Annotated in this window: 17 protein-coding genes; 6 read left to right on the plus strand and 11 right to left on the minus strand. The window is 64.6% G+C overall.

Going from position 1 to position 17,963, the window contains the following annotated elements; all coding sequences use genetic code 11:
* The first annotated feature begins 567 nt into the window (after positions 1 to 567).
* The 3 genes from EOA13_RS29300 to EOA13_RS29310 are packed head-to-tail and all read left to right on the plus strand — an operon-like array spanning position 568 to position 1,807.
* Positions 568 to 888, plus strand: coding sequence for a metalloregulator ArsR/SmtB family transcription factor (locus EOA13_RS29300; RefSeq protein ID WP_013528592.1), 321 nt, complete (start codon positions 568 to 570; stop codon positions 886 to 888).
* Positions 885 to 1,349, plus strand: a complete 465-nt coding sequence (locus EOA13_RS29305; protein ID WP_127296977.1) for an SRPBCC family protein — start codon at positions 885 to 887, stop codon at positions 1,347 to 1,349. Before EOA13_RS29300 ends, EOA13_RS29305 begins: the two co-directional genes overlap by 4 nt.
* 41 nt (positions 1,350 to 1,390) lie before the next feature.
* Complete coding sequence (locus tag EOA13_RS29310) at positions 1,391 to 1,807, plus strand: GFA family protein (protein ID WP_127296978.1); 417 nt, start codon at positions 1,391 to 1,393, stop codon at positions 1,805 to 1,807.
* 36 nt (positions 1,808 to 1,843) lie between these two features.
* Here EOA13_RS29310 and EOA13_RS29315 read toward each other — a convergent pair whose 3' ends face one another.
* From EOA13_RS29315 to EOA13_RS29340, 6 genes are all read right to left on the minus strand, one after another.
* Positions 1,844 to 2,911: a D-alanine:D-lactate ligase-like protein gene (locus EOA13_RS29315; protein ID WP_127296979.1), complete on the minus strand. Its 1,068-nt coding sequence runs from the start codon at positions 2,909 to 2,911 to the stop codon at positions 1,844 to 1,846.
* Between the two features lie 126 nt (positions 2,912 to 3,037).
* A complete protein-coding gene (locus tag EOA13_RS29320) occupies positions 3,038 to 3,919 on the minus strand; it encodes an SMP-30/gluconolactonase/LRE family protein (RefSeq protein ID WP_127296980.1) in 882 nt (293 codons plus the stop codon).
* The gene (locus tag EOA13_RS29325) at positions 3,916 to 4,557 is read right to left on the minus strand and encodes a 2-dehydro-3-deoxy-6-phosphogalactonate aldolase (RefSeq protein ID WP_127296981.1); all 642 of its coding nucleotides are present in this window, start codon (positions 4,555 to 4,557) and stop codon (positions 3,916 to 3,918) included. The genes EOA13_RS29320 and EOA13_RS29325 overlap by 4 nt, the downstream gene beginning before the upstream one ends.
* Complete coding sequence (locus EOA13_RS29330) at positions 4,554 to 5,507, minus strand: 2-dehydro-3-deoxygalactonokinase (RefSeq protein ID WP_127296982.1); 954 nt, start codon at positions 5,505 to 5,507, stop codon at positions 4,554 to 4,556. The genes EOA13_RS29325 and EOA13_RS29330 overlap by 4 nt, the downstream gene beginning before the upstream one ends.
* On the minus strand, positions 5,504 to 6,271 hold the full coding sequence (locus tag EOA13_RS29335) for an SDR family oxidoreductase (RefSeq protein ID WP_127296983.1): 768 nt from the start codon (positions 6,269 to 6,271) through the stop codon (positions 5,504 to 5,506). The genes EOA13_RS29330 and EOA13_RS29335 overlap by 4 nt, the downstream gene beginning before the upstream one ends.
* 266 nt (positions 6,272 to 6,537) lie before the next feature.
* On the minus strand, positions 6,538 to 7,887 hold the full coding sequence (locus tag EOA13_RS29340; protein ID WP_023814197.1) for an EAL domain-containing protein: 1,350 nt from the start codon (positions 7,885 to 7,887) through the stop codon (positions 6,538 to 6,540).
* A gap of 230 nt (positions 7,888 to 8,117) precedes the next feature.
* Here EOA13_RS29340 and gshB point away from each other — a divergent pair, with 230 nt between their 5' ends.
* The 3 genes from gshB (at position 8,118) to EOA13_RS29355 (ending at position 11,584) form a co-directional block, all read left to right on the plus strand.
* Positions 8,118 to 9,059, plus strand: coding sequence for a glutathione synthase (gene gshB, locus EOA13_RS29345; protein ID WP_127296984.1), 942 nt, complete (start codon positions 8,118 to 8,120; stop codon positions 9,057 to 9,059).
* 181 nt (positions 9,060 to 9,240) lie between these two features.
* Positions 9,241 to 10,773: a YifB family Mg chelatase-like AAA ATPase gene (locus tag EOA13_RS29350; protein ID WP_127296985.1), complete on the plus strand. Its 1,533-nt coding sequence runs from the start codon at positions 9,241 to 9,243 to the stop codon at positions 10,771 to 10,773.
* A gap of 271 nt (positions 10,774 to 11,044) precedes the next feature.
* Positions 11,045 to 11,584: a J domain-containing protein gene (locus EOA13_RS29355; RefSeq protein ID WP_127296986.1), complete on the plus strand. Its 540-nt coding sequence runs from the start codon at positions 11,045 to 11,047 to the stop codon at positions 11,582 to 11,584.
* Positions 11,585 to 11,713: 129 nt separating this feature from the next.
* On the opposite strand, the gene EOA13_RS29360 is transcribed toward EOA13_RS29355, so the two are convergent.
* From EOA13_RS29360 to EOA13_RS29380, 5 genes are all read right to left on the minus strand, one after another.
* Positions 11,714 to 13,882 carry a malate synthase G gene (locus EOA13_RS29360; RefSeq protein WP_127296987.1) on the minus strand — a complete coding sequence of 723 codons (2,169 nt, stop codon included), beginning with the start codon at positions 13,880 to 13,882 and terminating at the stop codon, positions 11,714 to 11,716.
* 98 nt (positions 13,883 to 13,980) lie between these two features.
* Complete coding sequence (locus EOA13_RS29365) at positions 13,981 to 16,023, minus strand: hydantoinase/oxoprolinase family protein (protein WP_127296988.1); 2,043 nt, start codon at positions 16,021 to 16,023, stop codon at positions 13,981 to 13,983.
* A 309-nt stretch (positions 16,024 to 16,332) separates the two neighbouring features.
* Entirely contained in the window at positions 16,333 to 16,959 is a 627-nt protein-coding gene (locus tag EOA13_RS29370; RefSeq protein WP_127296989.1) for a CDGSH iron-sulfur domain-containing protein, read from the minus strand.
* Between the two features lie 114 nt (positions 16,960 to 17,073).
* A complete protein-coding gene (locus tag EOA13_RS29375) occupies positions 17,074 to 17,445 on the minus strand; it encodes a hypothetical protein (RefSeq protein WP_127296990.1) in 372 nt (123 codons plus the stop codon).
* Between the two features lie 124 nt (positions 17,446 to 17,569).
* Entirely contained in the window at positions 17,570 to 17,926 is a 357-nt protein-coding gene (locus EOA13_RS29380) for a hypothetical protein (RefSeq protein ID WP_127296991.1), read from the minus strand.
* Positions 17,927 to 17,963 lie beyond the last annotated feature (37 nt).

Consider the following 17,963-nt stretch of genomic DNA (forward strand, 5'->3'; position numbering starts at 1 on the left):
GCGCCATCGCAGCTCGCTCAGCGTCAAAGAAGAAGGCTATCATCGCCGTCGCAAGGAAGCTCCTCGTCGTCCTAAACGCCATCATCCGTGATAAAAAAGCTTTCGCATGAACACAGTTGCCATGCCGCGACTTCAAAGCGTTGCAGCGGTGTAGAATTCTGCTCCGCTGCATTCTTCGGCCAAGGTCGCGGCATGGATCCCAGGGTCTCCGCGACGGAGCTTCGCTCCTGCTTCGCCCTAGGATGACGAAGTTGGGAGGCTTCGGCCAATCTCGAACGCTTAGGATGGTCCACCAACGAACGATGAAATCTCGGCCGTCGATAGGCATCCTGTCAAATCCCTGCTGCAGCGCTAGTAGCAGGACTTCAGACGAAATCCTGCAGATTTACGTCCGCAGTTTGGCGCCGCTAAGCAGGGCTCCGACATCAGGTACATGGCCGGGGCGGCCCATCGCGCAATCAATGTCCGAGTCCGAATAGCCGCATCCAGTCTTGCGATGCGGGTCGGATTGCCGGTTGACATGCAGGTATTTACCTGCATATTATGCCTTACAACAGAGTGAGGCAGATGGACGCCGACAAGGTTTTCAAAGCGCTGGGCGATCCGACACGCAGAAGGCTGCTTGACCTTCTGTGCGAGCAGAACGGGCAGACACTCGGCCAGCTTTGCGACCATTTGGACATGGCCAGGCAATCCGCCACCCAGCACCTCGACCTGCTGGAGGCGGCCAATCTGGTGAGCACGGTCAAGCGCGGCCGCGAAAAGCTGCATTTCATCAATCCCGTGCCGCTGCACGAAGTCTACGAGCGCTGGGTGCGGAAATTCGAACGGCAGCGGCTCAGCCTGTTGCACGACCTGAAGCAAGAACTCGAAGGAGAAGACCAATGACCAGGGAAACGACCAGCTTTGTCTACGTGACCTATATCCGCTCGACGCCGCAGAAGGTGTTCGAGGCCATAATCAAGCCCGAGATCGCGAAGCGCTACTGGGGTCACGAGAACGTCTCCGAATGGACGCCGGGCTCGAAATGGGAACATATCCGCGCCAATGACGAACGGACCGTCGAACTCGTCGGCAATGTCGTCGAGATTTCGCCGCCGACCCGCCTCGTCATCACCTGGGCGAACGCTTCGCAGGCGGACGATCCGTCGAAAACCAGCCGGGTGACGTTCGCCATCGAGGAATACGACACCATGGTGCGGCTGACCGTCAGCCATGACGAACTCGAGGCCGGCAGCGGCATGGCGAAAGGCGTCAGCCAGGGCTGGCCGGCGGTGCTGTCCAGCCTGAAATCCTTCCTCGAAACCGGCAGCGGCATCGACATTTTCGCCAAGCCGAAATCGGCCTGATGTTGCGACCTCAAGCAGAATCAGACCCGTGGAGAATGGCAATGACCAAACGCTTTACCGGCGGCTGCGCATGCGGCGCGATCCGTTACGAAACCAATGACGAGCCGATCTTCCAGAACCACTGCCAGTGCAGCGATTGCCAGAAGCGCTCAGGCACCGGCCACGGATCCTACCTGACCTTCGGCCAGCGCGCCGATATGGCCATCACCGGGGAAGTGAGCACCTGGCGCGTGGCGGGCGCCAGCGGCAATGAAAAAATCCATACCTTCTGTCCAACCTGCGGAACGCCGGTGTTTCTGATATCCGTCGCCATGCCCGAATTTATAGCGGTCCACGCGGCCAGCCTCGACGATCCGGAACAATTCAGCCCGCAGATGGTGACCTACACAAGCCACGGCCATGCCTGGGACAAGATGGACCCGTCCTTGCAGGCGGTCGAGCGAATGCCTGGCGGGTAGCGTCTGCTGGTTAGCCCGCCGACACAAGGCGCGCAGCTATCGGTCGACACCGATCAGCCGGCTGGCCGCGGTTTCGGCCATGGCGTCGGCCAGCTCGAGGCCCCATTGCTGGCGGCAATAGGCGCGAAAATCGAAGCAGGGCAGGCCGGGGCAGACCTCGAACTCGATGAGGTGGACGGTGTCGTCGGCCTCGACCCTGAGATCGATGGAAAACACATCGCGCAGGCCGAGCCCGCTCATCAGCCGCCCGGCGATCGCACGTATCGTGGCGTCGGCGGCCGGTTGGCTGTCGGCAACCGCGACGAGTTCCGGTTGGGCATACTGTCCAGCCGCTTTCGCTGCCTCGCCAGTGTCGCCGTAGAGCGCCAAGCTGTCCGCCATGGTCTGGAAATCGGCGCCTGAATCGACAAAGGCCACGCCAAGCGCTTCGACCCCGGCACCTGGCACCAGGCCGAGGAAACTGGCGCGCACGTTGCGGCCGGCGACATAGGGCTGGACGACGACATCATCGCGATAGGCCGAAAACACGCGCCGGCTGAGCTCCAGCGCGTGGCCGAGGTCGCTGCAGCGCGAATCCGGCCAGATGCCGATCTTGGCGCCGAGCCGGTTGGGCTTGACGAACCAGCCGGCGGGCGAGGCCGGCGGCTCGACCAGCCATTGGCCGTCGCGCGCAAGCCCGGCCTGCGGCACCGGCAGGCCGAGTGCGCCGAGCACGGCGCCGGAGCGGAACTTGTCCTGGCAGAGCGCGAGCAGCGCATCATCTGCGCCGATCGTGTTGAAACCGCCCAATCGCGCCAGAGCGGGCGCCGCGCCGCCGCGAAAATAGGCGATGCCGTCGGTCAGCGTCCAGACCAGCGTTGTGCTGGGGTGCTCGCCGGCGAGCACGCTCGCGGCGTCGTCCAGCGCCACCGGCGTGAACGACAGGCCGCGTGCCTGGCAGGTACGGCCAAGCATGTCGAATTCGGGGGCGAGGTCGGTCGACTGCGCCAAATACGACGCGATTTCCGCGGCGCGCTGCGGTGCATGACCGTCGGCGACCAGACGGTCCAGGCAGGCCTTTTCCGGCTCATGGACGAGGATCAGTTTCGGCTTGCGGCTGGGCATGAGATGACGATCCCCGGCAGTAGGATCGCCTACCATCGCATGGTGAAGACAATCGGCTCTCGCGAAACCGACACGGCGCGGGCGGTTGCGTGACAACGCACCGTCCGACCGCAGAATCCAGTTCGCTCAGGCGATCAGCACGCGCGGCTCGAAGCGGCCGTTGACGGGAATATCGAGCAGAAAGGTCATGCCGCCCTGGAGATCCAGCAGACGCTGCTTCTCGTCTTTGCCCGACCAGGCGGAGGTGACCGCCAACCGGTCGGCCTTGGCGCCGACAAAGGCCGGGCAGGATGGCTGCGTCACCGGCATGGCGACCGTGCGGACGAGCTTGCCGTCGGGTCCGTAGGCTTCGATGACGCTGCCGCCCCAGACGGCGTTCCACAGGATGCCGTCGCGGTCGAGCACGGATCCGTCAATATAGCCCTTGGCCGAGCGGTGATCGACGAACAGCTTTGGCTCACCTGCAGGCAGACCTGTCGCCGGGTCGCAGGCGACGCGCATCAGCAGCCCGGTCGAGGTATCGGTGTAGTAAGCGATCGCGCCATCCTCGGTAAAACAGATCGAATTGGAGACGGTGATGTCCGAAAACAGGCGGCGCAGTTCGCCCTTGAAAAACCAGTAGATCGAACCCGCGCCTTTTTCCTCGCCCTTACCCATGGTGCCCATCCACAAGGCGCCGCAGGGGTGGACCCGGGAATCGTTGGAGCGCGTGACCGGATTGTCGGCCTCGACGGACGTGTGCAGCGTCAGTTTGCCGGTCGCGACATCGCGGACATAAAGGCCGGTCTCGGCGGCGATCAGCTGGCGCTTGTCGTCGATGACGGCGATGGCGCTCGCCATCTGGCCAAGCTCATGGGCGGTGGTCGCGCCGCCGGACAGCCGTTTCTCCAGAAGCTGGCCGTTGACGATGTCGAACCAGTAGAGCGTATCGGTGGCGGGATCGTAGCTCGGCCCCTCGCCGAGCTGGCAGACGTGATCGGAAAAAACCGAAACAATGGCTTCGCTCATCCTGCTTCTCCGAACGCCGCATCCCAGGCCGCGACGGCAGCTTGCGCACGCGCGGCCACCTCGTCGACGCCCATGCCAGGCTTGAACAGGCTGGATCCCAGTCCAAAGGCGGTCACGCCGGCAGCCTTGTAGCCGGCAAAATCCTTTTCAGAGACACCGCCGACGGCGCCGACCAATGTCTGCGCCGGCAACACGGCGCGCATCGCGGAAATGCCGCCGGCACCCAGCACGCTCGCCGGGAAGAATTTCAGCGCCGAGGCGCCGAGCTTGATCGCCAGGAAGGCTTCGGTCGGCGTGAACACGCCGGGCATCGTCACCATGCCGTAATGCATGGCGCGCGCCATCACCTCGGCATCGATGTTGGGACTAACCAGCAGCCGCCCTCCGGCCTGGTTCAAGCCATCGACATCGGCCGGCGTCAGCACCGTGCCGGCGCCGACCAGCGCCGTTTTCGGCAGCACTTGGACGATGCGGGCGATCGACGAGAACGGTTGCGGGGAGTTCAGCGGCACTTCGATCGCCTCGATGCCGGCATCGAACAGCGCCTGGCCCATGGCCATCGCCTCGGTGGACTTGAGCCCGCGAAGGATGGCAACCAGGCCGCGCTTGAGCTTGGGGAAAGGTGCGGTCTGGCTCATCGGGCTGCTCCAATTCTGGCGATCATGCCGTTCTCACGCGCCGCCTCGACGAGACCGGCACGCACCGCCTCGTCAGCATCGACGGTCCGGACCTTAAGCCCGGCAAAACCAAGTGCGGCCTGGTAGAGCGCGGCCAGCGCGCCGGACGCAATCAGCACCACGGGTTCCGTGCCGGCGCCATGCCGGCGGCTGGCGGAGGCGATCTCGCCGCCGATCAACAGGCCGGACAGGCAGGCGGCGGCATCGTCGGCTTTCAAATCCTGCAGCAGGCCGGCGGCGCGGATGGAAAACAGCCGCGAGGTGACATCGCCGCCATCACCCAATGCGGTTTCGCACCAGCGGCGGAAGAACGGATTGTCCGATGTGACGGGCTTGGGGTGCTCGCCGAGCGAATGGCGCAGGATCGAATGCGCGGCAAGCACGGAAAACAGCTCACCGGTCGGCCAGGTGCCGAAGCCGGCAACCGCGCCATCCTCGACCAGCACCCATTTCGAATGGGTGCCGGGCATGCAGACCAGTTGGCGCCCCTTGGCCGGCAGGCCGGCGCCGGCAAGCTGGGTTTCCTCGCCGCGCATGACGTCGGGCGCATCGGCCAGCCGCTGGGCAAGACCCGGAACGATGCGGATGTCGCGGCTCTGGCCGGGCACGCTGGCAGCACCAGCAAGGATGGCGCTAAGCGGCGCCGGCACGGTGACATAGGGCGCTTCCAGCCAGCCTTGGCGGGATCCGGCCATGCCGCAGATGATGACGGGCAGCGCCGCTGGTGCTCCCATCGCCGCCAGATGCCCTTCGAGGATGGTCGAAAAGCCCTTTTGCTGGGCGGTGATCAGGCCATCGTCGCCACGGCGTTCGGCAAGCACCTTGCCTTGCCCGTCGATCAGCCAGACCCGCATGCGGGTCGTGCCCCAGTCGACGGCCGCGACCGCCGGTGCATTGCCGGCTGGGTTCACAGGAAACCTCCATCGACGACCAGCATCTGCGCGGTCAGCATGCGCGAGGCGTCCGAGGCGAGGAACAGCACGGTGCCGACGATGTCGTCGGGCTGCATCACCTGCTTGATACATTGCTTGGCGACATGGGCGGCAAGCCCCTGTTCGGTCACCCAGAGCTCCTTCTGCCGCTCGGTGATCACCCAGCCGGGCGCAATGGCGTTGACGCGGATGCCGTCCACACCGAGCTTGCCGGCCAGTCCCTTGGTCAGACCCAGGATGCCGGCCTTGGCGGCCGTGTAGGACGGCATGTCGGGGTGGTTGATCAGATAGGATGTCGAGGTGAAGTTGATGATCGAGCCGCCGCCGGCCCGCTTCATGCCCGGCGCCACCGCCTGCGCGGTGAAGAAATGCGGCCGCAGATTAATGGCTTGGTTGTTGTCCCAGAACTCGACCGTCACATCCTCGACGGCGTGGCGTTCATCCCAGGCCGCATTGTTGACCAGGACGGTGACATCGCCATGCGCCTCGGCCGCCTTGGCCGCCGACGCCCGCAGGGCCTCGACGTCGCGCAGATCGGTCCTGAGATAGAGCGGCCTCTTGCCGAACGTTTTTTCGATGCGGTCGGTAAGGGCCATGCTCGGGCCGTCGGCGATGTCGATGAAGGCGACATTGGCGCCCTGGCGCACAAAACCCTCGGTCAGTGCAGCACCTATCCCGGAGCCGCCGCCGGTGATCAGCACCGAGGCCCCCTCGAGGTCGGCAAAATGCGCCGATGGCATCATATCTGTTCTCTCCAGCGGATGACCCCGAAAATCGGATCGATTTTCGGAAAGGGATCATGCGCAAACGTTAAAAGCTACAGCGTCGTTTGCGCGTCTTGAAAGACGCGCGGCGCTGTAGCGTGACCGGCGCGCATCCTAGCCACGCAAGGCGCGCGGGCAAGGGCGAACCGCCAAATTTCAGGGCTTATGTCAGACAAAACGACAATGCGCCGCACCGGGTGCGCACAGCGGCATCGTTGGGGTCGGGGATCGCGGAGGATCGCCGGTCAGATCGCCTTGGCGCGCAGGGCGCCGCGGAAGGAATCGCGGAGATAGCCGAGCGTGGCGTCGGCATCGACGGGCTTGCCGAACAGATAGCCTTGCCCGCCGGCACAGCCGAACTGGACCAGGCGGTCGGCCTGCGCTTCCTGCTCGATGCCTTCGGCGACGACATCCATGCCGAGCCCCTCGCACATTGCGAGGATGGCGCGGATGATGTGCTCCGACGGCCTGTCGTCGAGAATGGAGGAGACAAAGGCGCGATCGATCTTGAGCTTGTCGAAATGGAATTCCCGCAGACGGCCGAGCGAGGACTGGCCGGTGCCGAAATCGTCGAGCGAGACGCGGATGCCGACGCGGCGCAGATCCTCGACGATCTGCGCCGCAGAGGCCGGGTCGTTCATCAGGCCGGTCTCGGTGATCTCGATCTCCAGCCGGCGCGGATCGAAGCCGGTGCGGTCGAGGATTGCCAGTATGTGCAGGCCGGTGTTCTGGTCGACGAGCTGCGAGGGCGACAGGTTGAACGACAGGAACAAGTCCTTCGGCCAGCTTCTGGCGGCCTCGGTCGCCTTGCGCAGCACCAGTTGCGACAACGGGCCGATGATGCCGCGCTCCTCGGCGATGGGAATGAAGACGGTCGGCGGCACCGAGCCGAGGTCGCGATCTGTCCAGCGCGCCAGCGTCTCGAAGCCGATGGTGCGGCGCGTGTTGAGATCGACGATGGGCTGGAAATGCGGCTCGACCTCGCCGGCCGAGACAGCACGGCGCAGCGCCTGTTCGATGCGGGTGACGCGCTTGGCCGCCTCTTCCATCTCACGGGTGTAGACGACGACGCGGCCACGGCCGGAACGCTTGGCGTGATAGAGCGCCGTCTCGGCCTTGTTGATGAGGATTTCCGTGGTCTCGTCGCCCGAATAGAACAGCGAGCAGCCGACCGAGGCCGAAAGCCTGGCGGTGCGTTCGCCGACATCGTAGGGCGCCGACAGGATCTCGATCAGCATGCGGGACTTTTCGGCCGCTGCATCCTCGCTGAACACCAGGGGATAGAGAAAGGCGAATTCGTCGGCGCCGATGCGGCAGACCGTGGAATGGCCGTCCATCGAGGCGCGCAGCCGCATCGCCACTTGGATCAGGATGTCATCGCCGGCCTTGTGGCCGAACAGATCGTTGATCGGCTTGAAGCCGTCGAGGTCGAGAATGCCGACGGTAAAGGGCGCGGGATCGTCGGCACGGTCGGCGATCAGGCGATCGACCTTGTCGAAGAAGCGGCGATGGTTGCCAAGCCCGGTCAACGGATCTGTGAATGCCAGATCCGTGCTCTCCCTGTTTGCCTGACCGGTGCCAAACGAAGTTTGCATCGGTGTCCCTGTTTTGTGACGTCGGAATTTATTTTCAGACTGGCAGCAAACCCTTTAGGAAACGTATCGCGAAATCGATTTTCCACGGGCAATCGCGACTGTTTCGAAGGATCGATGAAAGCAACGCATTCGGGTGTCGGATGCCAATCCTAGGAATGTCGCGATTGGCAGACGGGCAGTGAGCCTGTACAGGCAAGACAGTCGTCCATCCGAGCCTCCGGAGACCCGCCATGAAGCTGAAAATCGCCGTCCAGATGGACCACATCTCCACCGTGTCGATCGCCGGTGACACCTCGTTCGCGCTGTCGCTGGAAGCGCAGCGGCGTGGCCATGAGCTGTTCCACTACACGCCGGATCGGCTGTCGTTGCGCGACGGCAAGGTGTTTGCCCGCATCGAGGAAATGCAGGTGCGCGACGAGAAGGGCAGCCACTATTCGCTGGGCGAGAAGGTGCGCACCGATCTGTCGGAGATGGATGTCGTGCTGCTGCGCCAGGATCCACCCTTCGACATGAACTACATCACCACCACGCACATCCTGGAGCGCATCCATCCGAAAACGCTCGTGGTCAACGACCCGGCCTGGGTGCGCAACAGCCCCGAAAAGATCTTCGTCACCGAATTTGCCGACCTGATGCCGGACACGCTGATCACCAAGGATCCACTCGAAGTTGCCGCCTTCCGCAAGGAGTTCGGCGACATCATCATCAAGCCGCTGTACGGCAATGGCGGCGCCGGTATCTTCCACATGCTGGAGGCCGACCGCAACCTTGCCTCGCTGCTGGAAATGTTCGGCCAGATGTTCCGCGAACCCTATATCGTGCAGCGCTATCTCAAGGACGTGCGCAAGGGCGACAAGCGCATCATCCTGATCGACGGCGAGCCGGTCGGCGCCATCAACCGGGTGCCGGCCGAACATGATTCCCGCTCCAACATGCATGTCGGCGGCCGCGCCGAAAAGACCGAACTGACGGAGCGCGAACGCGAGATCTGCGCCCGCATCGGGCCCTCGCTGAAAGAGCGCGGCTTCATCCTGGTCGGTATCGACGTCATCGGCGACTACATGACCGAGATCAACGTGACCTCGCCGACCGGCGTGCGCGAGGTCAAGCGCTTCGGCGGCGCTGACATCGCCAGCCTGTTCTGGGACGCGGTCGAGGGCAAGCGCGGGTAAGCCGTTTCATTTTGTCTTAACCATGTTCCGTTTTTGCAACCGCGCCCAATTCGGCTGCAACCCAGGCGGTCATGCGTTCCCGTAATGTTCTTGATTTGACCGTGGAAGTGTGATTGTCTGCCCTGGTGGCCGTTCCTGGCCTGAACGCAGGGCTGGGGCCAGCCTGAATTGGGGTTGCACGATGGTGGCGCGGGTTCGCACGGTCGCTTTCCAGGGCATCGAGGCCGTGCCGGTCGACGTGCAGGTGATGATCGCGCCCGGCAAGGTCAACATGCACATCGTCGGCCTGGGCGACAAGGCGGTGGCCGAAAGCCGCGAGCGGGTGCAGGCCGCACTGCATGCTTCTGGCCTGTCGATGCCGTCGAAGAAGGTGACTGTCAATCTGGCGCCGGCCGACCTGCCGAAGGAAGGCAGCCACTACGACCTGCCGATCGCACTCGGCCTAATGGCCGCGCTGGGCGCCATTCCGGGCGACATGCTGGCTGGCTATGTCGTGCTTGGAGAATTGTCACTCGACGGCACGATTGCCGCGGTCGCCGGCTCCTTGCCGGCGGCGATCGCCGCCAATGCCGAGGGCAAGGGCCTGATCTGCCCGTTCGCATGCGGGCCGGAAGCGGCCTGGGCTGGAAAGGATATCGACATTCTGGCACCGCGCAGCCTGATTGCCATCGCCAATCATTTTCGTGGCACGCAGGTGCTGTCGCGCCCCGAGGCCGGTATGCACGCCGCGGCGCTGGATCTGCCTGACCTCGCCGACATCAAGGGCCAGGAGACCGCCAAGCGGGCGCTGGAGGTGGCGGCGGCCGGCGGTCATAATCTGCTTATGATCGGACCGCCTGGATCCGGCAAATCGATGCTGGCGCAGCGGCTGCCGTCGATCCTGCCGCCGCTGGCGCCGAAGGAATTGCTCGAAGTCTCGATGATCGCCTCGGTGGCGGGAGAGCTCGGCGAAGGCAAGCTGACCGACCGGCGGCCGTTCCGCGCGCCGCACCACTCGGCTTCGATGGCGGCGATGGTCGGCGGCGGCATCCGCGCACGGCCGGGTGAAGTGTCGCTTGCCCATCACGGCGTGCTGTTTCTCGACGAGTTTCCCGAGTTCACGCCGCAGACGCTCGATGCGCTGCGCCAGCCGCTGGAGACCGGCGACTGCATGATCGCGCGGGCCAACCATCGCGTCACCTATCCGGCGCGTATCCAGCTGGTGGCGGCGATGAACCCGTGCCGCTGCGGCATGGCCGGCGAGCCGGGCTATCGCTGCCTGCGCGGCGAGCGTTGCCGCACCGACTACCAGGCGCGCATTTCGGGCCCGCTGCTCGACCGCATCGATCTCAGGATCGAAGTGCCCGCAGTGTCGGCTAGCGACTTGATCCGGCCCGATCGGGCGGAGAAAAGTGCCGATGTGGCGCTGCGTGTGGCACGCGCCCGCACCATCCAGCGCGAACGTTTCGAGCGGCTCGGCGCCACCCGCGCCACCACCAACGCGCATTGCGCGCCCTCGGTCATCGAGGAGATCGCCATGCCGGACGCCGCCGGCCTGTCGCTGCTCAAGGACGCCAGCGAAAAGCTCGCCTTTTCGGCGCGCGCCTATCACCGCGTGCTGAAGGTGGCGCGGACGCTCGCCGATCTCGACGCCAGCGAAACCGTCGGCCGAATCCATCTGGCCGAAGCGATCTCCTACCGCATGAGCTCGGAGCGGATGGCGCAGGCGGCGTAGGTCACTCGCCGCCCGACAAACCGACCTCGCCACATTGCCTTCCGCGATCACGCCATAACCCGGCCTCCGCGAATCGATCATCTCCACGGTGCGGCGGACCTGAATGTCCGCTTGGCCGGCGTCCCCAACGGCCCCCACCGAGCGGGCGCCGGCCATTTTCTTCCTCTTCCAGAAGCGTGGACGTCATCGACGCCGGACCAAAGTCTTGGTCTCTGCATCGGACATTCCTTATTTAGACAATGCGAATATGGTTGCGGTCGGGGAGCCCGCTATGTTCATTGACTACTACGAAGTTTTGGAAGTTAGCCCGAACGCCAACTCGGAAACGCTGGAGCGCATATTTCGCTATTTTGCGATGCGCTATCATCCCGACAATCGCGAAACCGGCGATGAAGCCCGCTTCAGCGAAATCGTGGAAGCCCACAATACGCTCAAGGATCCGGTCAAACGCGCTCAATACGACATCGCGTACAAGGACCATGCCGGCCTTCGCCGCGAGCTGACCGAGGAAGCCAGCAGCACCAAGGGCGTCGAGCGGGATGTCGTGATCCAGGCCAGGCTGCTGTCGCTGCTTTATGCGAAGCGCCGGCACGACGTCAGCAATCCCGGGATCGGAGATGTGGAGCTCGAACGCCTGTCAGGCTGTCCGCGAGAGCATCTCGAGTTTCATCTCTGGTACCTGAAAGCGAAGGGCTGGATAGCAAGAGTGGAAAACGGGACGATCGCGATTACGGTGGAAGGCGTCGATCGGGTCAACTCCGAACACCGCCGAGATCCCACCATCCGGCTCCTGGACCATACAGCTTCCTGACGCCTCACTTCCGGAGAAAGCCAGGCCGAAAAACCCGCCGCCCCATTCACAGCAGCGCCGCTGGTTGAGAGAAACGCGGCTGATCACCGTTGGCGGCAATCACGCCACCGATCCGCCGTTTGTGCCTGCTCAGCCCTGCTTCGCCTTCAGTTCCAGCCGCCGCGCGTGCAGCACCGGCTCGGTGTAGCCGTTGGGCTGGACCCGGCCCTTGAAGACGAGATCGCAGGCGGCGAGGAAGGCTATCGACTTGTCAAAGTCGGCCGCCATCGGCTGGTAAAGCGGGTCGCCCTCGTTCTGGCGGTCGACGATGTCAGCCATGCGCTTCATCGTCGCCATCACCTGGTCCTCGCTGCACACGCCGTGGTGCAGCCAGTTGGCGATGTGCTGTGAGGAAATACGCAGCGTGGCGCGGTCTTCCATCAGGCCGACATCGTTGATGTCAGGCACTTTCGAGCAGCCGACGCCCTGGTCGATCCAGCGCACGACATAGCCAAGAATGCCCTGGGCGTTGTTGTCGAGTTCCTTCTGGATGTCTTCGGGCGACCAGTTCGGCCGCACCGCGACCGGCACCGACAGGATGTCGTCGAGCCTGGCCTTCGGCCGGTTCTTCAGCGCCGCCTGCACGGCATGGACATCGACCTTGTGATAGTGCGTGGCGTGCAGCGTCGCCGCCGTCGGCGACGGCACCCAGGCGGTGTTGGCGCCGGCCCTGGGGTGGGCGATCTTCTCGACCAGCATCGCCGCCATCAGATCGGGCATCGCCCACATGCCCTTGCCGATCTGGGCGTGGCCGGCCAAGCCGCATTCCAGCCCGATGTCGACATTCCACGCCTCATAGGCGGAAATCCAGGCGGCCTGCTTCATGTCGCCCTTGCGGATCATCGGGCCGGCTTCCATCGAGGTGTGTATCTCGTCGCCGGTGCGGTCGAGGAAGCCGGTGTTGATGAACACGACACGCTCTTTTGAGGCGCGGATCGCCTCCTTGAGGTTGACGGTGGTGCGCCGCTCCTCGTCCATGATGCCCATCTTGATGGTATTCTCAGTCATGCCGAGCAGCGCTTCGACGCGGTCGAATATCTCGACGGCGAAAGCGACTTCGTCGGGCCCATGCATCTTGGGTTTCACGACATACATCGAGCCGGCGCGGGAATTGGCGCGGCGGCCGTTCGGCCCTACATCGTGCAGCGCGATCAGCGCCGTCATCGCCGCATCCATGATGCCTTCCGGAACCTCGTTGCCGTCGCGATCCAGTATCGCCGGATTGGTCATGAGGTGGCCGACATTCCTGACCAGCATCAGCGAGAGGCCGGGCACGGTCAGCGTGCCGCCGGCGGGCGCGGTGTAGGAGCGGTCAGGATTGAGCTTGCGGACAAAACTCTTGCCGCCCTTGGTGATCTCTTCCGTCAGATCGCCCTTCATCAGGCCGAGCCAGTTGCGGTAGACGACGACCTTGTCTGGCGCATCCACCGCCGCGACCGAATCCTCGCAGTCCTGGATGGTGGTCAGCGCCGATTCCAGGATGACATCGGCGATGCCAGCCGGATCGGTGCGGCCGATCTGGTTGTTGCGGTCGATCACGATCTCGATGTGCAGGCCGTTGCGCACAAGCAGCACGGTATCGGGATTGGCGGCATCGCCACGATAGCCGACGAATTGCCTGGGGTCGGCCAGCGTCGTCGAGCCGGCGCCGGCGCTCAGCCGCAGGGCGCCTTGCGCCAGCGACAGACCATTCACGCCGGCCCATTTGCCTAGGGTGAGCGGGGCAGCCTCGTCGAGAAAGGTCTTCGTCCAGGCAACGACCTTGGCGCCGCGCGCCGGATTGAAGGTTTTGCCCTTTTCGGCGCCATCCGTTTCGGGGATGGCATCGGTGCCGTAGAGCGCGTCGTAGAGCGAACCCCAGCGCGCATTGGCGGCGTTGAGCGCATAGCGCGCATTCATCACCGGCACGACCAGCTGCGGTCCGGCAACATCAGCGATTTCCGGGTCGACATTGTTGGTCGAGACACTGAAGGCCGGGCCTTCCGGAACGAGGTAGCCGATCTCTTTCAGAAAGCCCTTGTAGGCCTCCATGTCGACGGGTGCGCCATGGTCGCGATACCAGCCGTCTATCTGTTCCTGGATGGCGTCGCGCTTTGCCAGCAGCGCCCGGTTCTTCGGCGCCAGATCATGGACAATGGCCGAAAAACCGTTCCAGAAGGCGTCCGCTTCGATCTCCGTGCCCGGCAGCGCTTCCCTGGCCACGAACTCATGCAGCTCGCGGGCAATCCGCAATCCGGCGATCTCGATGCGGTCGGTCATCAGGCTACTCCAGATGAAAGGCTTTGCGGGCCTTTGGCATGTCAGGTTTGCCGGGTCAATTCAGCTTAGGGTGAAGGTGGCGTATTTCGCCGCCCCGCTCAAACCGCAATGCGCGGCCTTCCCGAGGCCACGGCCACGACATGCGCCTCGATGAACATGCGCTGGGCTTCGACGGTCGAGACCCGGAATTCGGTGGCAACGTCGATCTCGGCGCTGTCGGTGCCGGCATCCCTGGCACGCTCCGCGACGATGGCGCGGACATCGGCCTCGGCCGCCGCGATCGCCGTCGCCTCGTCGAGGAAATCGCGCACGGTCTCGCCCGAGGCGAGACGAAACAGCCCTTCCATGGGCTGGCTGACCCGCGCCTCGGCCGATACCCTGACCTGGCCGACGACGGCGCCGAGCGCGTTGGCGACATCGGTATCCCTGGGCACCACGCAGTCATTGCCGATTAGAGGCGGCAGGCCGGCATAATGCAGCGGCGCCGAGGCGCCGAGGCCGATGACCGGGCGATCGAGCGCCACGCTCAGCCGGGCGATGCCGGGATGCGCGTCGACCGCGCGCTGCACCAGGGCGTGCGCCACCGTCGACGCGCCATCGAGCCCATCCTCGGCAAAGGCGGTCTCGAGGATATATTCGGCCGACCAGCGCGTCAGCGTCACCAGCACCCGTTCCGAAATCGCTTCCGGCGAAGCGGCGATGAACTGGCCACGGCCGTCACGCTTGCGGGCGAACAGTTCGGCACCGAGGCGCGCGGCGATGGGATCCCAGTTCGCCTGCTTGCCGAGCACATGGGCGGCGTCCGACGGGGTGAAGCCGGCGACATGCACCAGCCCGCGCGACACCAGCCGGTTCAGCGTCGCGTTCTGGGCGTTCGAGCTCAAAAGCCTGTCGACGGCGAGCGGCACGGCACCGATGGCCTCGTAAAGCCTGGCTTCGGCGCCGGTCAGGCCGGCGGCGAGCCGGTCGGGCACGCCGGTGCGCACCGCGAAACGGCCGTCCATACGGCCGGGATTGGGGGCGCGCAGCTGACGCTCCAGCTCTGAGGTCACCGCCGCGCCATGCGCCATGCCGGCCAGCGCCAACGGCACCAGGCGGCGCGGCCCAAGCAGGATCTTCGGGTTGAGCGCGCCATCTTCCAGCGCCACTTCGGAATCGCCGCCGAGGCCGAAAGTGCGCATGGCGACGGCCTCGACCATGGTGCGGAAGCCGCCGACGGTGGCGCCTTCCGGATCGAGCCTGGGACGGCCGCCGTCGAGCACGGCGACGTCGGTGGTGGTGCCGCCGATGTCGGACACCACAGCGTTGTCGAGCCCGGTCATGTGGCGGGCGCCGACCAGGCTGGCGGCCGGGCCGGACAGAATGGTCTCGATCGGCCGCTGGCGGGCAAAGGCGGCCGAAACCAGCGCACCATCGCCGCGCACGACCATCAGCGGTGCTGCGATGTTGCGTTCTCCAAGAAAGCCTTCGGTCGCCGCCACCAATCGGTCGATCATCGAGATCAGCCTGGCGTTGAGCAAAGTGGTCAGCGCCCGGCGCGGGCCGCCGAGCTTGGCCGACAGCTCATGGCTCGATGTGACCGGCAGGCCTGTCTTTTCGCGGATCAGCTCGCGGGCGGCGATCTCATGTGCCGGATTGCGGGTGGCAAAATAGGCGCAGACGGCAAAGCCGGACACCGAGGCGCCGAGTTCCGGCAGCGCCGCTTCCAGTCCGGACAGATCGAGGTTGGCCGCGTTGCCATGGACGTCGTGGCCGCCCGGACAAAAAACCACCGGGTCGGTGCCGAGCGCGGCCTTGAGCCCGTCGCGGGCGAGGTCGCCCTCGGAAAAGCCGATCATCACCAGCGCGACGCGGCCGCCCTGGCCCTCGACGAGCGCGTTGGTGGCAAGCGTCGTCGACATCGACACCAGCTTGATATCAGCCGGATCGGTTCCGGCTTTCTGCAGCACCGCGTCGACGGCGCCGGAAATACCCACGGCAAGATCATGCCTGGTGGTCAGCGCCTTGGCCTTGGCCAGCACCTTGCCCTTGTTCGGGCCTTCTTGCGGGCCTTCCGTTTCAGACCACAGCACGGCATCGGTATAGGTGCCGCCGGTGTCGATCCCGAGGAACAGCGGCTTTGGCTTGGTCTTGGCGGTCATTTTTGGCGGCGGTCCGGGTGGCAATTTATTTGTCCCTGCCCTTAGCCGATACGGAGCGGACGATAAAGCCGCGAGCGCTGGGCCACGGTAGGTAGGTTGGTGGTGGTGAACAAGCGAGGTCGGCGGGACAGCACCCCCCTCTGCCCTGCCAGGCACCTCCCCCGCAAGGGGGGAGATCGGATGTCATCCCCGCTTTCGCCAATCTTCAATGCCGAAAAGGGCGCCGCCGGCGGAAACTGCCAATCTCCCCCCTTGCGGGGGAGATGTCCGGCAGGACAGAGGGGGGTGCTGTCCCGCCGGCCAAAACAGTTACCCCACAAACCCCACCTTCTTGTGCGTGCCATCGCAGAACGGCTTGTTGGCGGAATGGCCGCAGCGGCAGAGGAAGGTGCGTTGTGTGCGGTCGACCGTATGGCCTGTTCCGGTGACGATCTCGAGATTGCCCTCAAGCTTGAGCGGGCCATTGGTGGTCGGCGTCACTTTCAGCGGACCATTCCTCGCTTCGAGCGCCGGCGTGTCCTTCAGCGGCGGCTCGCCGGTGGCGGCAAAACCGGACTTGTTGTGGCTGCCGTCGCAAAACGGCTTGTTTTCCGAGGCGCCGCAGCGGCAGAGCGTGGCACGATAAGAAGTCTCGCCGTCGAGCACGATCTCGGCATGTACCGCCAGCGGGCCGTTTTCGCGCAGCCGCACGGTGTTGACCACCGGCGGCTGCTCCTGCGGCCCGCCATCCTTCCTGATGTAGGTGATGGCGCCCGAGGGGCAGCTTTCGGCGATGGCAACGATCTTCTCGACGCTGGCCGCCTCGGGATGGATCCATTGGCCCGGCGCGTTGGGCACGAAGACGTGCGGATCGCCGAGCACGCAGTTGCGCGAATGGATGCAGCGCTTGCCGGAAAACCCGACGTCGATCTTGTCGCTTTCGACCATGCCGGCCATAGCTGAGCTCCTTTGCCTGAAGCGCGTCTCGTCTGAACAGGTCGAGGCGTCGCGCGCTGGGTATTTGCACAGGCTATGGCTTCCGGTCCGAAGACCGTCAAGCTGGCAAACCGGTCAGGGGACCAGTTCGATCTCCTCGGTCTCGCCGCCGTTGCAGGTGTAGCAGCAATCCTCGCATTTTTCCGTGTTGCCTGGACCGACGCCCCAATAGGTGCCCTCGTCGCCATCGACCCAGGCGCCGTAGCAGATCGATTCGCCCGCGTTGCAGGATATCGGCAGCTGCTTGGTCTCGCCGTCGTCGAGGAAATAGTCCTTGTCCTCGCCCGGCCAGACATAGTCGCGATCCTGGCTGTAGAGCTCGACGCGCATGGCGTTCGGGTGGCTGTTCTTGATGGCGAAGGTGACATCGTCGGCTTGCGCCGCCGGCGCAAACAGCATGACGAAGGACAGCGCAGCCAGCATGCGGCGCGCATAGGCATGAAACATGAGAACCCCCGAATAAGCGGCCCACTCTGCCGCGGGGCGACCATTGCATGCAGCGCTGAATCGCGGAAGTGGACCGGACGGGCCGATCCCCGACTTAATTTGGGTCCAACGAAACTTCCGCGCTCTACGGCACCAGATCGATCGTCTCGGTCGAGTGTTCCACGCAGATGAAGCAGCAAGTGTCGCAGGGCTGGTCATTGTCCGGCCCGACGCCGGCCGAGAGGCTGTCATTGCCGTCAACCCAGGCGCCATAGCAGATATGTTCGCCCTGATTGCAGGACAGCGGCACGGATTTCTGCGACTCGGGTTCGATCAGGAACACTTTGTCATTGCCCGGCCAGACCGTCTCACGGTCGCGGCTGAACAGCTCGACCGCGACAGATTCCTTGCGCAGGTTCTTGACGAAGAAGGCCATGTCGGCGGCCTGCGCCGGGGCGGTGAAGACCAGCGCTGCCAGTGCAACCATACGAAACAGCGTCACGGCCTGGATCTCCCGAATCATCGCGGCAGAATCGCAT

This window comes from Mesorhizobium sp. M7A.F.Ca.US.011.01.1.1, assembly GCF_003998295.1.
Taxonomy (GTDB): domain Bacteria; phylum Pseudomonadota; class Alphaproteobacteria; order Rhizobiales; family Rhizobiaceae; genus Mesorhizobium.